Here is a 17,009-nt window from a genome sequence, read left to right on the forward strand (position 1 = left end):
CCTCGGCCGAACAGGACACGATATGCAAGGGAGCATGGAACAGACAGCGCTCCTCGCTTTCCTCGCGGGCCTCATCGGCGCGAACAGCGTCCCGCACTTCGTGAAAGGCATAACGAAGGAGCACTACCCGACCGTCTTCGGCGACTCTCCCGTCACCAACCTCATCGCCGGTTGGGCAGGACTCGTCCTGACCGTCTTGTGCGTTCATTGGGCGGACGTGGGCCGAGCACCCATGTGGGCGTTCGGCGCTGGGTCGCTCGGCGTCTTGCTCATGGGTCTCTTTCACGCCTGGCATGGGGCCTTGGGACGGCGGCCAAGCGATTCTCCACGTAAATGACAGCTCTATCGGAGGAGACCGAGCAGTAAGGCGTTCCATTGCGCATCCGTCTGCCCGGCATTCCATCGATCGCATTCATCGACGATCCGCTCTTCCGGCCCAATACGGGTGCGTCTGATGAATCGCTGGCCGCCCGACTGACACAGTTCATAGAAGGGGCTGCTGCACTCGCACGTCCGCGCGACGACACGCACCTCACGGCCGACGCCGTTTGGCACGTTCCATTTCGGTCGCTCAGCATGCGACTGCGCCGGGGACGGGTGCGGGCTGATGCAGTGCGAAGGAAACCACGCTTGATCAACCGTCCAGGACACTCCGAAGCACCTCACTTCGCACCATCGCCCCTTGCCGCACAGGCAGACGTACCGTTCTTGGTGGACATCTCCGCCCACACCACCCGCCGCCGATAGCCGTCATCGCGTACGCCCCACCTGGCCGCGACCGCTTCTACCAGCCACAGACCCCGGCCGCCACACTCGCCGGCGTCGGCGTTACGCACCTCTGGAATGGTCACCGCCCCGTCATCGATCACCTCGATGTAGGCCGTGAAGGCATCCAGGGAGGTGAGCTCCACCGTGACGAACCCTCCCGGCTGGCCGGATTCGGTGTGCGCCATGGCGTTCGTCACCAACTCGCTGACCACCAGCCGGACGTCGTCCGGAAAGCCTCTCAGCTGGCCCGGCCCAAGGTCACGGTACGGGTTCCGGGTGCGAAGTCACCGAAGGACTGTTGCCAGGACTCACCGGGCCAGTAGTACGTCACACGGCCCTCGACGGGCCGGTAGTGGGCGGTGTAGAGCGTTACCGTCCCCTGCTCGTCGACGGATCGATACAGCGGCGGCTTGAGCATCGCCGCCACGTCCGCGCCCGCGGCGCGGATGGCTCGCAGCCGCTCCTGCGTCCGCATGGCCCGCTCCTGCTCGTCGGTCACCGGCAGGTGCTGGTGATTGGAGGCGCAGGCGTCCGGTGCCACCGTCGGCGGCATATCCGGTCCCACGAACACCGTCATCGCCTTCTTGGGATCGACAAGGGTGAGGTTCTGGGGGACGGCGACCGGCAGGGACCGCAGCCTGTCGACCGCCTCATCGACGGTGTCGCACGTCTCCAGCAGGTAGCGCACGAGGATGAGAATGGCGAAGCCACGTCCGTAGACAGAACGTCCGCCCCAGGTGAGCGAGACCGCGAAACCAGCGTCGTTCATCCCGTCCAGCAAGCCCCACAGCATGTCCTGCATCCCGATCACGGGGCGCAGGAAGCAGGAGGAGACGATGGTCCCCTCGCACTGATCGGGTCGTAGGTCGTAGTTGCGCAGCAGAGTGCCGTTCTGGCCGATCTGGGTGCAGGCCTGGGAGAACGGCCGCAGTGCCGCGTGGGTGAGGAAGACTTCCGCCTCGGGCCGGTCGAGTTGGCCGGCCAGGCGGTCCAGAACCGGGACCAGTTCTGGCATGTGCGCACGGAACAGCGCCCGAACACGATCCGCGCCCTCCGGAGTCCGGCCCTCCTCGGTCAGCAGGCCCTCCATCTCCTGCCACAGGGTCCGGGCGTAGGCGGCCCACCGCCCGTCGCCGCCGTCGCCGACCTCGATCGCCTGGAAGGTCTTGTGCTGTTGCCGCATGGCTGCCACTCTCCTGTGAGAATCGGACGAGGTGAGGGCAACCTAGCTAATTGGGCAGGTATTCACCAGGTGGCCGCCATCGGCGACGGCCAGGCGCTGGATCTGATGAAGCCGCTGAACGCGAGCGTGGCCGATTCCAAGTAGGCGAACATGTCCCGCGTTGGAAAAGCCGGGAGCCAAGAAGGCCAGCGCGGCGAGAGCAATTGTCAATCGCTGTGGTTCGGTGACGTGTGATCAGGCTACGACGGTCTCGTCGCGCTCGACCAGGAAGCCGTTCTCGAACTTGGCCCCGGAGCGGACCAGGGCGACGAGCGAGGCGCCGGTGATCGCGCGCCAGCGTTCCTGGGCGGACTCGACCAGCTTGAATACCATGGCGAGGGCGGCGGCCGGGCTGCCGGCCCCGCGGGTGACCTTGGTCCGCAGCTTGACCGTGGAGAATGTGGACTCGATGGGGTTCGTGGTCCGCAAGTGGACCCAGTGCTCGGCCGGGAAGTCGTAGAAGGCGAGCAGCTCGTCCCGGTCGTCGGTGATTTTCGCGGCAGCCTTGGGTCGCTTCGTGCCGTAGGTTTTCGCGAACGCCTCGATGGCCTTCTCGGCGTGCGTGCGGTCCTCGGCGTTGTAGATCTCCTGCATGGCCTTCGTCGCGCCCGGCTGCGCGGACTTCGGAAGGGCGTTCGTGATATTTCGGGCCTTGTGGACCCAGCACCTTTGATGACGGGCGGCGGGGAACACTGCGGCCAGGGCCTTCCATAGACCCATCGCGCCGTCGCCGACCACCAGCTCGGGGTCGCGCATGCCGCGGCGGCGGCAGTCGCGTAGCAGGTCGGCCCATGACTCGGTGGACTCTCGCAGTCCCTCCGCGAGAGCGATCAGCTCCTTGGTGCCGTCCAGCCGCACTCCGAGCAGGACCAGCACGCACGAGTGGGCCTGTCCGAGCCGGACCTTGGGGGTGCACGCCGTCGGCCCACACGTAGACGAAGTCGCGGTCCTTGAGGTCGCGCTGCTGGAAGACGGTGTGGTCGTCCTGCCGCTGCTTCGTCAGCCGGGTCACGGAAGGCAGGCCGAGCCGCCGAGGAACTGCTCCAGCGCGGGCACGAAGTCCCCCGAGGACAGTCCATGCAGGTAAAGCAGGGGAAGCACTTCGGATATCTTCGGCGACTTGCGGCACCACGGGGCCAGGATCCTGGAGGAGAACCGCTTGCGCTCGCCGGTGGCCTCGTCGACGCGCCGGTCGTTCACCCGAGGCGCAGTGACCTCCACGGGCCCTGCCGCGGTGACTACAGTGCGGGGCCGGTGGTGGCCGTTGCGAACCACCAGGCGCCCCGCGTCCGGTTCCCTGATCGACTACTCGGTGACCTATCGATCACTCGGGAAGGTACGCCCTTTCGCGTCCCAACCCGAGGCCGATCCACAGATCTTGAGCGTTGCTCCCTTAAAGTAGGTGCCGGGCCTTAGAGAGGAATCGATGCCGAGCAATCCTGGGCGTACCACGCTGGCCACCGTCGCCGCCTCGGCTGGTGTGTCCGTGGCCACAGTGTCCAAAGTGCTCAACGGTCGCTCCGACGTCGCACCGGCCACTCGTTCGCTGGTGCAGTCTCTCCTGCTGGAACAGGGCTACGTGCCGCTCGCGTCACGCCGGGACCAAGCGCAGGTGACGGCCACGGTCGAGCTGGGAGTGGACGATCTGTGCTCATACTCCACCGAAGTCATCAAGGGCGCGGTCGAGGCCGGAGCCGAGTTGGGCGTCGCGGTCGTCGTCACCTATATGAAGGTGGCGGCCGGCGTGGGCGTCTCCTGGGCTCGCGACCTGGTCGCGGCCGGACGTCGAGCGATGATCACCATTTCCAGCGTGCCGACCTCGGCCCAGCTCGCCGCACTGTCCCAGGCCCGTATCCCGGTGGTTGTCGTCGATCCACTGAACCTGCCGGACACCCCCGTGACCAGCGTCGGCTCCACGAACTTCACCGGCGGCCTGTCCGCCACCCAGCATTTACTGGACCTCGGCCATCGCCGCATCGCCTATCTCGGCGGCCCGGCGACGTCGACCACCAACCAAGCACGCATGCATGGCTACCGCGCCGCCATGGAGGCCGCGGGCGTGCCCGTACCCACCGAATATGTCCGCACCCCGGGCTTCTGCTATCCCCACGGCATGGAAGAAGGGGCCGTCCTGCTCGACCTGCACCCTGCCCCGACGGCCATCTTCGCCGCCGGCGACGAGAGCGCCCTGGGTGCCATACAGGCCGCCAGGGCCCGCGGACTGCGCATCCCCGAAGACCTCAGCGTCGTCGGCTTCGACGACACCGAGATCGCCACCATGACCTCGCCGCAGCTGACCACCGTACGCCAGCCGCTGCGCGAGATGGGCGCGGTCGCCCTGCGCACCGCGCTGCGCCTGGCCGCCGGCGAGAAAATCGAATCCAGCCACATCGAACTCGCCACCAAACTTGTCATACGCGGTTCGACCGTCGCCGCCTGACCCTGGAAACGCCCGCCGCCCGGCTCTCCAGGCCGCCGGATCACGTAAATTCGCCGGCAGAACGTACGGCAAAAGACTACGTAATGGTGCGGTCAGGGCAGCAAAATCACCTTGCCGTTGAGCGTGCGGGATTCGGCGAGGGTCAGCGCGGCGGCCACATCGTCGAGCGGGAAGCGCGCGGCGATGTTGGCTTTCAGGCTCCCATCAGCGAGCAGCGCGAACACGTGTCCCAGGTCCTCTTCGAGGTGCTTGCGGAACCGGGCCGGCCGCCTCTTGTGCCCTGCCCACAGATCGTAGAAGGACGCACGGTGCCCGTTCGGCAGCGCGTTCCACAGCAGCACCCGGCTGAGGGCTTCCATGAACGGCATCACCAGGCCGCCGGTGCCACCGACCCCCGCGATGATGGCGTAGCAGACAAGAGCCCCTCGCGGCGCCAGCAGCCCGTACGAGACGCGCGTCATGGGCCCGCCGATGTTGTCGAACACCGCGTCCACGCCCCCGGGGGACAGCTCCCTGACGCGGTCGGCGAGGTTCGGATCGTTGTAGTCGACGGGTTCGACGCCGGCTGCTCTGAGTGCGTCGTGGTGTCGAGGGGACGCTCCCCCGATGACGCGGATTCCCGCGTGCTGGGCCAACTGGATGAGGATTCCGCCCACACCGCCGTTGGCGCCGTGGACGAGGATGGTCTGACCGGGCTTGACGCGCGCGGCTCGGTGCAGCATTTGCCATGCGGTCACTCCGTTGACCACGACGGTCTCCGCCTCGGCCGGATCGATGCCGGCCGGCACGATGACGCTGTCGCGTGCCTCGACCACCGCATGACTGGTCCAGCCGCCGGTCTTCGTCAATGTCGCGACCCTTTCGCCGACGAGCGATGCGTCCGCCTGAGGACCGACTTGAAGGACGGTGCCGACTAAGTCGTATCCCGGGACGAAGGGGAACTTCGGCTGCCCGAAGTAACGGCCTCGGCGCATCGCTTGCTCGGCGTACGAGATGCCCGTCGCCTCGACGGCGACCAGGATCTGCCCCGGCCCCGGGGCGTCCAACGGACCGGTTTCGATCACCAAGCCCTCGGGCTCCACGAGACCGGGCAGAACGACCCTCTTGGCGTTCATCGGAGGTTCCCTTCTGTAAGTTACTGATTGATCAGTCACATAACTGGGCGAAAATGGCGCGCCGCGAGTGGGCGGCGCATTTTTGCGGGGGACGTGACCGGTGGAAGGCCGCGCGTCAGTGGCTGATTCCGGCGCTCACGGTGCGCGCCCAGCTCTCGTTAACGGCTCCGAGGTCGGCTTGGACGATCAGGTGGCAGAGCTGCCCGTACGCGATGAAGCGTTGCACCGCACTCGGGTCCGCACCGGACACCCTCGAGACCGCGCTGACGACTCTCGCGACCCCTCGGCGAACGGCGTCCCGGATCTCCGGAACATCGCACGCACTCTGGGCGTGCACCTGCAACATGATCAGATTTCGATCGCGAATCAACTCCGTGTACGCGGCCGACATCGCGGCCAGCACATCGTCGGGGGCGGAAGACTCCGCCGCCTCCCCGCCCTTGACGAGCGCGGCGGCGACCTGCTCATAGCAGTGATCGACCGTCGCAACGAAAAGGCCGAGCTTGCCGGGGAACAGGCGAAACACGTAGGCGGGCGACACCTGTGCCGCCTCGGCGACCTCGGCGACGGGAGTGGCGTGATAGCCGGCGTGAGCTGTCGTGTTAGGCCCGGCCAACGGCTCGTGCGGGGGCTTGACCGTCACCGGGCCAGCCCTGAAGAGCGCAGCTCAGGGCTGGGCGCTGGTGGCGATCTTGAGGCCGAGGGCCAGGAGGACGGACCCGACGAGGCCGTCCAGGACTCTTTCGAAGCGGCGGCGCCCGACCAGCCGAGCGGTGTGGTGCGCGGTGACCGCGAAGACGCACTGACCTGCCAGGTTGGCCGCCGCCGCGATGAGCGTCAGGCCGATGATCACGGGAACGGCCGTACCGTCGTGGGCGGTGACGAACTGCGGCAGCAACGCGGTGAAGAACGCCGCGGCCTTGGGATTGAGCAGGTTGGTGGTCAGCCCCTGACGAAACAGCACCGCGAACGACGCGGGCGCCGTCGCGGTGCCCGGTGCGGGGTTCGCGGTCTCCTCGTTCGCGCGCCAGGACCGCCAGAGCATGCGCACTCCCATGTAGCCGAGGTAGGCGGCTCCGGCCAGCTTGAGCACGATGAAGGCCACGGTGGAGGCGGCCAGGACCGCGGCGATGCCCGCGCACGCGGCCAGCGCTCACGCGCAGAGTACGCGGGGGCGCTCACGGTTGGCCGGGATGATGCGGCATATCATGAGAGTGCTCGGTGGTGGACCTCGCCGAGGCCGCCTCTGAAGGCGCTTTGCCGTACTGGCCAATGGTTCCTGTCCTCAGCGGAGGGGGGCTGTAATGCGCTTCGACGTGATCGTGGAAACGCCGCGAGGATCGCGCAACAAGTACGAGATGGACCCGGCCAAGCAGCGGATCCGGCTGGACCGGCTGCTGTTCACCGCTACCGCCTACCCCTATGACTACGGGTTCGTGGCAGACACCCTGGCCGAAGACCACGATCCTCTCGATGCGATGGTGCTCGGCGAGGTGCCGACCTTCCCTGGCTGCGTGATCGAGGTAAGGCCGGTCGCGGTGTTCTGGATGCTCGATGAACAGGGGCCTGACGCCAAGATCCTCTGCGTGCCGGCCAACGACCCCCGCTATGCCCATATCCAGGACTTGACGGATGTGGACGCCCACGTACTCAACGAGATCGGGCACTTCTTCGACGTCTACAAGGATCTCGAGCCGGAAAAGAGCACCGACACCCGGGGCTGGGAGCCCCGCGCCGAAGCCGAGAAGGTCATCAGCCAGGCTGCGGCTCGCCTGTCGGCGTCACCATGAAGGACATTGCCACGAACAGGAACAGACCCCGTGAGCCCCGTCTCAGGTGAGTAGGTACTTCAGCGACAGATCGACGCCAGCCACTGCTCGTCGCGTCACCACGTCAGAATGGTCAGTGCCGTTCCTGGCGGGGCAGGATGACCTCGCTGACGATCAGTTGGATGGCGGCGGCGACGGGGATGGCCAGCAGGGCGCCCACGATGCCGAGGAGGGCTCCGCCGATCAGGGCGGCGACGATGGTGGCGGCGGGGGGCACGTCGACGGAGGATTTCATCACCTTCGGCGCGATCACGTAGTTCTCGATCTGCTGGTAGATGACGAAGAACACCAGCGTGGCGATGGCCACGGGCAGTGAGACGAACAGGGCGACGAGGATCGCGATGGCGGCGCCGATGCCCGCGCCGATGAGCGGGATCAGGTCGGTGACGGCGACGATGATCGCCAAGGCGAGAGAGTAGGGCACGCCCACGACCGACAGGAAGATGAACGTGGTCACGCCTGCGATGAGGGAGATGATCAGGTTGCCGGCGACATAGCCGCCCACCCGATTGGAGATCTCATCACCGAGTAGTTGTACGCGGGTGCGACGGCTCTTGGGGATCAGCCGATAACTGGTGCGGGTGATTTTGCGTAACGCGGCCAGGAAGTACAGGGTGAGGATGAGCACGGTCAGCGTGGAGAAGACGGCGCTGACCACGATGCCGGCCGCGCCGAGCAGCCCGCCGAACACCTGCTGGCCGAGGTCTCCGCTGATCAGGTACGACTGCAGTCGTTCCAGCAGGCCGAACTGCTGGTCCAGCTCGCGTACTTGAGAGTTGTTCTGTAGCTGCTGGATGTAGGTGGGCAGCTGCTGGGCGAACTGGCCTGCCTGTTGCGACAGCGCGGGGATCACCGCGAGGCCGAACCCGGCGAAGAAGGCGATCACGGCGGCGAACACCGCGGCGATGGCGGCCCAACGCGGCAGGCCACGCTGTTGCAGCCAGCGTACGGCGGGATCCAGACCGACGGCCAGGAACAGCGACACGGTGATCAGAATGAGGATCGAGGCGGTGACGGTCAGCGCCTGAACCAGCAGCCAGGCGGTCAGCACGCCGAGCGCGGCGGTGAATCCGAAGGTAAAGGGTGTGCTGCCGAACGGTCGCCCGGGCTTGCCGAAGGGCAGCGCGTCCGCTGCGTCGGCTCGTTGCCTGGGGCCGTCCGGATGGGCGTCCCAACCGGTGGCAGGTGCTGCGGCTGACTCGCTCGCGCCATGTTCACCGGGGTCTGGGTGGGGGCCGTCCGGGCCGACGGAAGAGGGGTTGTCACGAGACATTGGCGCGCTCCTGAACCGTTGAGGACCCCCGCTCTTGCCCGTGCGGGTCGGTGCTTACCCTTCGCCGGTCGTGTGCCGCTGCCGGCCGACGCGTTCGAGCCGGAGGCGCCGCGGGCGCACCGCAGGCTCCTGCGGAACAAGTCCGCAGGAGCCCGATGTCGGTCAGCCAGTTCGCGATCACCTCGGGCAGCCCTGGGCAGGGGTGTCCCGGTCGCGACTGGGCCTTAGACGTTGAAGATGCTCACCCCACCGGGGCCGACCAGCAGCCCGACCACGATGAGGACAATGCCCCACAGAATGTCGCGCCGGGCCAGGAGCACATAGATGCCAGCGACGACGAGGACGACGGCGATGATCCACAGGAGAGTAGCCATGACTCCCGACTGCCCTGGCCCTCAAGCGGAAAACAAACGGCCGCCGCAACACCCATAACGCTTCGATCACAGCCAGCCGGCACCCGACTTCGGCTCGGTACCGCCCGCAACGCGCTGCGGCGCGAGTAGGCCTACGTACGCACGCGGCTGGCTGCGCTGATGCAGCGCGACTCGCCTCAGCGCACGCCCCCACCCTGCACGCCCCGACCAAGATCGCCCACTGCATCCACGCCATCGTCCGCGCTGACTCACATCGACGGGCCGTACGCCGCACCCGCCCACTCCCCGCAAGACGCACAACTCCAGCGCCGACGGCACCCAGATCGCGATGCTCGGCGCCAGTGGCGCCGCTTGGCTGCTGTCCGGCTCCTCTTTGCATGAGCGTGCCTGTTCATCAGCGGTCCTCGATGTCTTCCGTAATCCAGTCGTGCGGCACGAGTGCCCTACCGTCACTGCGTCCCCACCGGTCTTCGACCGAACTGCGGAAAGGGTTCGTCATTCAGGTCGGCGCGTTCCATCACGATGACTTGGAAATCGCAGCCCAGGGGCTCGACCGTCTGCTCTACGCGATTCGAGTGGCAGCCGCCGCCAAACAGGACTTCAGCGTGAGACCGCCTCGACGAAGGGCGATAATGGCCACGAGCCTCTTCGCGATCTCATTCCGCGCCAGACTACGTGGCTGGATAATTACCCTGACACAAGGCGTTCGAGCCGACCTCAAAGGGCGCCTATTCTGTAACAATTGAACCCGACATCAGATGTCTGCCCAACGCACCCCTAAAAGGCGATACAGTACCCGAAACCCCATAACACATATTGGAGTGCCAGCATGGCCAAGCAGATCGTTGAGTCTTTCATTGACGACATCGACGGAAGCGAAGCGGAGAAGACCACCACGTTCGCCATCGATGGCACCAGCTACGAGATCGACCTGTCGGGCAGGAACAGGGAGGATCTGGAAAAGGCACTCGCCCCCTACATCACCGTCGCTCGCCCCATCCGGGCCGAGCGCCCCGGGCGTGGCGGCCACGGAGCCGACTCCGCGTCCCGGGCCATGAACCGTGAGAAGTCCTCCGAGATCCGCAACTGGGCCAAGGCGCACGGCTTGCCGGTGAGCGAGCGAGGCCGCATCGCCGCGACGATCGTAGAGAAGTACAAGGCAGCTCAATAGCGGATACCGGGGAGAGCCCTTACTCGACTTGCACACTGCGTAAAAGAAAGAAGCCCTCGCCTCCGAAGAGTTGGGGGCTTCTGGTGCGTCCGGGAAAGGGAACCGGACAAGATCTAGCTATTGGGGCTACCGTCACGCCGGGTCACCCAACGGAAGAGTCGAAGCCTGACGGCCCGAGTTTTCTCTCCAAGATTCTAACGATCTTGCCGGATTCGTCGTTCGGGCCAGGGACGTAGTACGGCTTCCCGTCGCGGCCGAAAGTGATCGCCGACGGGCCGCCCTCCCAGGTGCCCAGGACGTGGGAGGCCGAGTCGAAGGTCACGAACGGCTCCAGGTCCATCGTGCGGGCATAGTCGACCGCGCCGAACACGAGATGCTGAGCCAGCTCGATCGGCGCCTCCTGCCAGCCCACGTAGTCGCTGAAGAAGTATTCGCGAAAGCGACTGAGCTGCCGGTCGTCGATGATGTCCGGCCCGATCAGGTCCTTGACGCCGGTGCAGTAGACGTCGGCCAGGTAGCCGCAGACCGTCATCCGGTCCCAGGTGTGGCGCCGGGCCACCAGCACGGACACCCTGCCGTCCAGCCCTTCGGCCGACGGCTTCTCGTCGGTCCAGTCGCGGGCGGGGTCGATGGTGAGGCCGGTGCTCCAGCCGACGTTGATCCAGCAGCCGGCCACCTCGGGCTCCCCCGCCGCCGCGCTGCCCTCGGCCGCCACCGCGCGTACGAGCGGCGCCACCACCGACGGCGACACGCCCAGCGTGCGGGCGATCTCCTTCGGAGACCGGCCTTCGGCTCGCAGCTCGCGTACCCGGTTCTTCAGTTCTGCGCTGTCCACGGACGAAGCCTAGCGACTCCCGACGCCCCGGACGGCCGCGCGCCGCCGGGGCGGAGATGGCAGGCTGATCTCACGAGTCCATGCGGGGTCGAGAACGGGAGAAAATCCATGCTGCCCTGGTCCGACGAGCTCGCCGGCCGCCTCGACCCCAACGTCATCGACAGCGAGCTGCTGCGCGGCAACCCCCTCGGGGACCCGCACGAGCGGCCCCTGTACGTGTACGTCCCTCCGGGGTACGACGACCACCCCGACCGGCGCTACCCGACCATCTACGTGCTGCAGGGCTACACCGGGCATGTCGCCATGTGGTTCAACCGGACGCCGTTCCGCCGGACGTATCCGGAGCTGGCGGACGGCGTGTTCGCGGCCGGTGACGTGCCGCCCGCGATCGTCGTGTACGTCGACGCGTGGACCTCGCTGGCTGGCAGCCAGTACCTCGACTCGCCCGCGACCGGCCGCTACCACTCCTACCTGTGCGACGAGGTCGTGCCGTGGGTGGACGCCCGCTACCGCACGCTGGCCGGCCGCGACCACCGGGCGGTCACCGGCAAGTCCAGCGGGGGCGGCGGGGCGATGGTCACCGCCATGCTGCGGCCGGACGTGTTCGGGGCGCTGGCCACTCATGCGGGCGACTCGCTGTTCGACGTCAGCGTCCGTGCCATGTTGCCGCCGGTCGTGCGGCTGTTGCGTGACATGTACGGCGGTTCGTACGACAAGTTCCTGGCCGACTTCCGCAGCAGGATCGCCGGGACCAGGGAAGGCGACCTCGAACTGCTGGAGATGTACGCCTACGCGGCGGCGTACTCGGCCGACGCGGACGGCACGGTACGTCTGCCGTTCGACGACACGGGCGCCGTCATACCCGAGGTGTGGGAGCGCTGGCTGGCCCGCGACCCGGTGGTGATGGCGACCCGGCCCGGGTACGCCGAAGCGTTGCGGTCGATGCGGGCGATCTGGGTCGACGCGGGCACCAAGGACGAGTACTACCTGGACTTCGGCGCCACGGCGTTCCGGCGGGCGCTGGAGGCGGCGGGGGTGCCGGACGAGCGGATCTACTTCGAACTCTTCGACGCCGGGCACGGCGCGATCGAGTATCGCTACCCGCTGGCCCTGGCCTGGCTGAGCCGCCGCCTCTCGCCTTAAGACCGCTTGAAGGAGATCGTAAGTACCGACCGGCATCGTGGATCTCGTCGGAAGCTGAACCGCGGAGAAGGGCACCACGATGAGCCAGACCGCCGAGATCGAGATCACCCGGATCTACGACGCCTCCCGCGAGCAGGTGTACGCCGCCTGGACCCGTCCCGAAGAGTTCTCCCAGTGGTTCCGAGCACCTCACCCGGGCGTGACCCGGACCCACACGCGTCAGGCCAGGCCGGCCGCGTCGTCGAGCTTCAGTCTGCCGCCCCGCTCGTACGCGGCGCCGAACTCCGCCTCGCCCAGCGCCTCCACGGCCGCCCCGGTGACCCGCGTGATCTCGGCCAGTTCCGACGGAGCGGCGGGCGTCTGGTTGTGTTCGCGGACTCCCGCCGCCAGCCCCAGCAACTGGGCCGCGCGCTCGTGGTCACCTCCGGCGGCCACGGCGGCGGCCAGGCCCTCCACGGCCCACGTCGCCGAGCGCGGGTCGCCGATGCGCTGCGCGGCCGTCAGGGCCTCCAGGTGCAGGTTCTTGGCGGTCGCGGCGTCGCCGCGCAGCTCGGTCAGGTAGCCGAGCTCGACGAGCGTGTCCGGCAGGTGCAGGGCGGGCTCGACGCCGGGACCCCGGGGGATCCCTTCGAGCAGGTGGTTCAGGTGCTGCTCCGCCAGGTCGAGGTGGCCGCCCCGGCGCTCGGCGTAGGCGAGGCCCATCTCGGACATGATCGAGATCTCTCGATGGCCCTGCCCGGAGGCGATGCGCAGGGCCTGCCCGCACAGCTCCATGGCCCGCTCGTACTCGCCCACCCCGAGCGCCATCCAGCCCAGCCAGGCGGTGCGTCCGGCCACCTCCGGCCAGAGCCCGAGGTCCTCCGCCATCCGCAGCCCGTCCGCGAACAGCCGCCTGGCCCGCTCCGCGTCGCCCCCCATCTCGGCCAGCCCGCCGAGCCACTCCGTGGCCTGGAGCACTCCCCACCGGTCGCCGAGCTGCCGGAACAGCCGCGCGCTCTCCTCACCGTCGCGTTCCAGGGCCACGAAGTCCCGCTGTGTGAAGGCGTCCCGCGCCCGCCGGCTCAGCGCCGCCGCGATCCCCCACTGGTCGCCCATGGCCCTGAACGTGGCCAGCGCGCTCGACACCAGCTCCTGCCCGGTCAGCATGTCGGGCACCGCCCACCCGAGGAACCACTCGGCCCTGGCCCGCCCACCCGAATCCTCGATCCGATCGAGAGCGGACCGCCAGTCGACATCCTCCCCAAGCTTGAGAGCGAACCCCGCCCGCCACGCCCCCGCCCTCGCCCTCGCGACCGCCACAGCGCCGCCCTCAACAGCGCCGCCCTCAACAGCGTCATGCTCAACAGCCGCGCCGTCCGCGATGGCCAGCGCCGACTCCAGCGACCGTCGCCCCTCGGCCAGCCGGCCGCGCAGCACCCAATACCAGGCCAGCGCGTTCACCAGCGTCAGCGCACCGGCCGCGTCGCCCGCCCCGGCCGCCGTGTCGAGCGCCGCCCGCGTGTTCGCGGCCTCCGCGTCCAGCCGCAGCAGCCACTCCCGCTGGGAGTGCCCATAGAGGAACGGCTCAGCCTGTACGGCCAGCGCCGTGTAGTAGGCCGCGTGCGCCTGCCGTACCCGATCCAGCTCGCCCGCCTCCGGCAACCGCTCCAGGCAGTACTCCGCCACCGACTCCAGCAACCGGTACCGCATGCCCGCCGTACCGTCGGCCACGACCACCAGGGAGCGGTCGACCAGCCGCGCGAGCAGGTCGAGCACGTCGAGCCCGTCCTCCGCGCAGGTCTCCTCGGCGGCTTCCAGGGTGCAGCCGTCCGCGTGGACGGCCAGGCGGCGCAGGACGGCGCGTTCGGGCTCGGTCAGCAGTTGCCAGCTCCAGTCGATCACCGCCATCAGCGTCTGCTGGCGCGGCGGCGCGCCGCGCTGCCCGGAGGCGAGCAGCCGGAACCGGTCGTCGAGCCGGGCCACCACCCCTTGTACGCCGAGCGCGCGCACCCGGGTCGCCGCCAGCTCCAGGGCCAGCGGGATCCCGTCGAGCCGCTGGCAGAGCTGCGCGACCGCCCCGGCGTTGCCCGCGTCGAGGGTGAAGCCGGGGGCCGAGGCGGCGGCCCGCGCCACGAACAGCCGGACCGCGTCGGCCCGCGCCACCTCGCCCGGGTCGGTGCCGACCGGCACGTCCAGCGGCGGCACGCTCCACAGCACCTCGCCGGCCACCGCCAGCGGTTCCCTGCTGGTGGCCAGCACGCGCAGCCCGGGAGCGGTCCGCAGCAGCCGTCCGGCCAGCTCGGCGACCTGCTCGATCACGTGCTCGCAGTTGTCCAGGACGAGCAGGAGCTGCCGGGAGCGCAGCGCCCCGGCCAGCCGGTCGGCGAGCGGCGTCCCGTCGGACTCCTCGCGAATGTCGAGCGCCGCCGCGACGGTCTCCGCCACCACCCGCTCGTCGACACCCGACCGAACTCGCTCAGCGCGGTCCACCACCCGTTCGTCGGCGTCCGGTGAGCGGGTTCCTCGGTCGAGGGGGGCGAGTTCGACCAGCCAGGCGCCGTCGGCGTACGTGTCGGCGAGCCGGGTGGCGGTCTCCAGGGCCAGCCGCGTCTTGCCGACGCCGCCGCTGCCGGTCAGGGTGACGAGCCTGCTGTGCTCCAGGAGCGTCCGGACCTCGGCCAGCGCGCCGTCCCGCCCGATCAGGTCGCTGAGCGAGGCGGGCAGATTCGTGGCGGGCCGGGGCGCGGGGCTGCTCAGGGCCGGGTCCTGGCCGAGGATCGCCTGGTGCAGCGCGACCAGCTCGGGCGCGGGATCGAGGCCGAGCTCCTCGGCCAGCCGCTCGCGCAGGTCGGCGTAGCTCACGAGCGCCTCGCTCTGCCGTCCCGCGCGGTAGAGCGCTCGCATGTGTACGGCCCGCAGCCGCTCCCTGAGCGGGTGCCGGTCCACCAGGTCGCCGAGCTCGCCGACGAGCAGGCCGTGCTCGCCCAGCTCCAGGCGCGCCTCGGCCTGCTGTTCCAGGGCGGAGAGCCGCTGCTCCTCCAGCCGGAGGATCGCGGACCTGGTGTACTCCTCGTCGGCGAAGTCGGCGAACGCCGGGCCGCGCCACAGCGCGAGCGCGTCGGACAGCAGCTCCGCCTTGGTCCGTGGGCTCTCGGCCGTCTCGGCCCGGGCCAGCAGCTCGGCGAAGCGCGCGGCGTCGACCGTACCCTCGGCGGCCTTGAGCAGGTAGCCGGGCGCACGTGAGATGACCAGGTTCTTGCCGCCCGGCTCGGCGTCCTCCAGCGCGCGCCGTAGCTGCGAGACCCGCACCTGGAGCGCACCCACGGAGTTGCCCGGCGGCTCACCGGCCCACAGGTCGTCCACGAGCCGATCGGACGACACCGGCCGCCCCTCGTCCACCAGCAGGTCGGCGAGGAGCGCACGGACCTTCAACCCGGGGATCGTGACCGGCTCCCCCTGGTCGGTCCATACGGCCAGCGGCCCTAGCACCCCAAAGCGCATAGGAGCCACCCTAAGCGCACGAGAAGTGGATCTAAAGGCTGTTCCAGCACGGTGGAGGCAACGGAAAGGGGACCGCCATGTCCCCGAGCGGGAGATGTCGGCCGTCGCATGAGACGTGAGGCACCGGACCGGCTCGGCAGCCGATCCGGTGTTCTGGTGCGTCCGGCCCGATCGCCGAGGAGCTCAAGATGCGCGGAGCCTCACGATTGACCACAGGTCGCGGGGCAGAATTTGACCTCGGGGTAGCGCGATGACGGCTTGTCCAGGAGGGACTGCTGCCGCGACTTCAGATGCTGGTCGAGGAAGGCCGCCACGTACGTACGGGTGAGCTCGACGGAGCGCGCCCCGGGCAGAATGCCGTAGGGGGGCGTGATGCCGAGGGCGCCCGACATCAGCGGGCCGTCGGTGAAGGACTGGTGTTCCGCGCCGGACAGCACGATCCAGCGCTTCCACCCGGTCAGCAGCTTCCAGTCGCGGTCCCACGAATTGTCACGACCGCCAGGGATGTGCTGCGGAGAGCCCATGAACATGAACGGCCGGGTGAACCCGCTCTTGGGGATCCGTGCGTAGGTGGTGCCGTCCATGTCGATCCCGGCGCGTACCCGGGAGTCCTTCACCATGGCCGCCATGGCGCCGGCCCCGCCGATCGACTGGCCGACCATCGCGACGCGGGAGCGGTCGATCCGGTCGGAACCATCCCACTTCGCCGGCAGTTGGTCGAGCACGAACGAGACGTCGGCCGCCCGGCCCTGGATCACCCCCGTGCCGAAGCCCGGGTCCGTGTCGCTGTCGCACGCGAGGCACTCCGCGACCCGCCCGTCGGACAAGGTCGTGGCGTAGCTCTCGTAGGTGTGGTCGATCCCGGCCACGACGTACCCCCGGCTGGCCAGGTCCTCGGCCAGGGACGTGAGTGTGCTCATCGGCTTGGTGAAGCCAGGGGAGACCACCACCAGCGGCAACTTCCGCCCCGCCGGTTCGGCGTCTTGGATGGCGTTCGTTCGCGTCTTGCTCAGCGTGTCGTCCGGCACGCCACTGATCCTCAAGCCCTTCAGCATGAGCTCTGATTCCTTCGGCGTCATGTACGGCGCCCGCTGCCCGTCCCGTCGCTTGGTCGGATACCACAGGGTGACCTTGAGCTCCCTGGCGTCGACGTCGAGGTTCCAGGGATCGGGACGGGAGGTGTCCTTCAGATACAGGGCGGTGGTGCCGACCGGATGGGCGCCGGTCGGGGCGGGCAGGGTGGCGGGGCCGGTCGACGTCGCCGACGGCTTGGCAGCGGACCGGGGCGGCGCGGGTGCGGAGCAGGCGGACGCGGCCAGGACGGCCAGTCCTGCGGCGACTGCCAAGAGCTGTCTCATG

Annotated in this window: 14 protein-coding genes and 2 pseudogenes; 5 read left to right on the forward strand and 11 right to left on the reverse strand. The window is 68.6% G+C overall.

What is annotated here, in order from left to right:
* Window positions 1-662: 662 nt before the first annotated feature.
* From KLK06_RS30845 to KLK06_RS60285, 3 genes and pseudogenes are all read right to left on the reverse strand, one after another.
* Window positions 663-1,010 carry an ATP-binding protein gene (locus KLK06_RS30845; RefSeq protein WP_308168533.1) on the reverse strand — a complete coding sequence of 116 codons (348 nt, stop codon included), beginning with the start codon at window positions 1,008-1,010 and terminating at the stop codon, window positions 663-665.
* The gene (locus tag KLK06_RS30850) at window positions 1,007-1,951 is read right to left on the reverse strand and encodes a C45 family autoproteolytic acyltransferase/hydolase (RefSeq protein ID WP_214639170.1); all 945 of its coding nucleotides are present in this window, start codon (window positions 1,949-1,951) and stop codon (window positions 1,007-1,009) included. Before KLK06_RS30850 ends, KLK06_RS30845 begins: the two co-directional genes overlap by 4 nt.
* A 234-nt stretch (window positions 1,952-2,185) precedes the next feature.
* Window positions 2,186-3,271: pseudogene (locus KLK06_RS60285) on the reverse strand (IS256 family transposase); the annotation flags it as partial.
* A 145-nt stretch (window positions 3,272-3,416) separates the two neighbouring features.
* Between KLK06_RS60285 and KLK06_RS30865 the strand changes: the two are divergent.
* Complete coding sequence (locus KLK06_RS30865; RefSeq protein ID WP_214639173.1) at window positions 3,417-4,430, forward strand: LacI family DNA-binding transcriptional regulator; 1,014 nt, start codon at window positions 3,417-3,419, stop codon at window positions 4,428-4,430.
* A 92-nt stretch (window positions 4,431-4,522) separates the two neighbouring features.
* Here KLK06_RS30865 and KLK06_RS30870 read toward each other — a convergent pair whose 3' ends face one another.
* The 3 genes from KLK06_RS30870 to KLK06_RS30880 form a co-directional block, all read right to left on the reverse strand.
* Window positions 4,523-5,545 (reverse strand): medium chain dehydrogenase/reductase family protein, encoded by a 1,023-nt coding sequence (locus KLK06_RS30870; protein ID WP_214639174.1) that lies wholly within the window; start codon window positions 5,543-5,545, stop codon window positions 4,523-4,525.
* A 115-nt stretch (window positions 5,546-5,660) separates the two neighbouring features.
* Window positions 5,661-6,188, reverse strand: a complete 528-nt coding sequence (locus KLK06_RS30875) for a TetR/AcrR family transcriptional regulator (RefSeq protein WP_214639175.1) — start codon at window positions 6,186-6,188, stop codon at window positions 5,661-5,663.
* 24 nt (window positions 6,189-6,212) lie between these two features.
* Window positions 6,213-6,695 (reverse strand): LysE family translocator, encoded by a 483-nt coding sequence (locus tag KLK06_RS30880; RefSeq protein ID WP_214639346.1) that lies wholly within the window; start codon window positions 6,693-6,695, stop codon window positions 6,213-6,215.
* A gap of 154 nt (window positions 6,696-6,849) precedes the next feature.
* Between KLK06_RS30880 and KLK06_RS30885 the strand changes: the two genes are divergently transcribed.
* Window positions 6,850-7,335 carry an inorganic diphosphatase gene (locus KLK06_RS30885; protein ID WP_214639176.1) on the forward strand — a complete coding sequence of 162 codons (486 nt, stop codon included), beginning with the start codon at window positions 6,850-6,852 and terminating at the stop codon, window positions 7,333-7,335.
* A 112-nt stretch (window positions 7,336-7,447) separates the two neighbouring features.
* Here the strand turns inward: KLK06_RS30885 and KLK06_RS30890 are convergent, their stop codons facing one another.
* A complete protein-coding gene (locus KLK06_RS30890) occupies window positions 7,448-8,647 on the reverse strand; it encodes an AI-2E family transporter (RefSeq protein WP_214639177.1) in 1,200 nt (399 codons plus the stop codon).
* A 224-nt stretch (window positions 8,648-8,871) separates the two neighbouring features.
* Window positions 8,872-9,021, reverse strand: a complete 150-nt coding sequence (locus tag KLK06_RS30895; RefSeq protein WP_214639178.1) for a GPGG-motif small membrane protein — start codon at window positions 9,019-9,021, stop codon at window positions 8,872-8,874.
* A gap of 829 nt (window positions 9,022-9,850) precedes the next feature.
* Between KLK06_RS30895 and KLK06_RS30900 the strand changes: the two genes are divergently transcribed.
* Window positions 9,851-10,192 (forward strand): Lsr2 family protein, encoded by a 342-nt coding sequence (locus KLK06_RS30900; RefSeq protein ID WP_214639179.1) that lies wholly within the window; start codon window positions 9,851-9,853, stop codon window positions 10,190-10,192.
* 142 nt (window positions 10,193-10,334) lie between these two features.
* On the opposite strand, the gene KLK06_RS30905 is transcribed toward KLK06_RS30900, so the two are convergent.
* Window positions 10,335-11,027, reverse strand: coding sequence for a helix-turn-helix domain-containing protein (locus tag KLK06_RS30905; protein WP_308168523.1), 693 nt, complete (start codon window positions 11,025-11,027; stop codon window positions 10,335-10,337).
* Window positions 11,028-11,135: 108 nt separating this feature from the next.
* On the opposite strand from KLK06_RS30905, the gene KLK06_RS30910 reads away from it, so the two are divergent.
* Both KLK06_RS30910 and KLK06_RS30915 read left to right on the forward strand, forming a co-directional pair.
* Window positions 11,136-12,170, forward strand: a complete 1,035-nt coding sequence (locus KLK06_RS30910; RefSeq protein ID WP_214639180.1) for an alpha/beta hydrolase-fold protein — start codon at window positions 11,136-11,138, stop codon at window positions 12,168-12,170.
* Window positions 12,171-12,249: 79 nt separating this feature from the next.
* Window positions 12,250-12,351: pseudogene (locus tag KLK06_RS30915) on the forward strand (SRPBCC domain-containing protein); the annotation flags it as partial.
* 38 nt (window positions 12,352-12,389) lie between these two features.
* Here the strand turns inward: KLK06_RS30915 and KLK06_RS30920 are convergent.
* Window positions 12,390-15,650: a BTAD domain-containing putative transcriptional regulator gene (locus KLK06_RS30920; protein WP_214639181.1), complete on the reverse strand. Its 3,261-nt coding sequence runs from the start codon at window positions 15,648-15,650 to the stop codon at window positions 12,390-12,392.
* A gap of 200 nt (window positions 15,651-15,850) precedes the next feature.
* The gene (locus KLK06_RS30925) at window positions 15,851-17,008 is read right to left on the reverse strand and encodes an alpha/beta hydrolase (protein WP_214639182.1); all 1,158 of its coding nucleotides are present in this window, start codon (window positions 17,006-17,008) and stop codon (window positions 15,851-15,853) included.
* Window position 17,009: the final 1 nt, after the last annotated feature.

It is taken from the genome of Nonomuraea sp. NEAU-A123 (genome assembly GCF_018603905.1).
Classification (GTDB): Bacteria; Actinomycetota; Actinomycetes; order Streptosporangiales; family Streptosporangiaceae; genus Nonomuraea.

Excerpts from the sequence above, each read along its gene's own strand:
- KLK06_RS30870 (WP_214639174.1), bottom strand. The coding sequence starts at position 5,545 with ATGAACGCCAAGAGGGTCGTTCTGCCCGGTCTCGTGGAGCCCGAGGGC.
- KLK06_RS30920 (WP_214639181.1), bottom strand. The coding sequence starts at position 15,650 with ATGCGCTTTGGGGTGCTAGGGCCGCTGGCCGTATGGACCGACCAGGGG.
- KLK06_RS30895 (WP_214639178.1), bottom strand. The coding sequence starts at position 9,021 with ATGGCTACTCTCCTGTGGATCATCGCCGTCGTCCTCGTCGTCGCTGGC.
- KLK06_RS30890 (WP_214639177.1), bottom strand. The coding sequence starts at position 8,647 with ATGTCTCGTGACAACCCCTCTTCCGTCGGCCCGGACGGCCCCCACCCA.
- KLK06_RS30885 (WP_214639176.1), top strand. The coding sequence starts at position 6,850 with ATGCGCTTCGACGTGATCGTGGAAACGCCGCGAGGATCGCGCAACAAG.
- KLK06_RS30910 (WP_214639180.1), top strand. The coding sequence starts at position 11,136 with ATGCTGCCCTGGTCCGACGAGCTCGCCGGCCGCCTCGACCCCAACGTC.
- KLK06_RS30850 (WP_214639170.1), bottom strand. The coding sequence starts at position 1,951 with ATGCGGCAACAGCACAAGACCTTCCAGGCGATCGAGGTCGGCGACGGC.
- KLK06_RS30865 (WP_214639173.1), top strand. The coding sequence starts at position 3,417 with ATGCCGAGCAATCCTGGGCGTACCACGCTGGCCACCGTCGCCGCCTCG.
- KLK06_RS30900 (WP_214639179.1), top strand. The coding sequence starts at position 9,851 with ATGGCCAAGCAGATCGTTGAGTCTTTCATTGACGACATCGACGGAAGC.
- KLK06_RS30925 (WP_214639182.1), bottom strand. The coding sequence starts at position 17,008 with ATGAGACAGCTCTTGGCAGTCGCCGCAGGACTGGCCGTCCTGGCCGCG.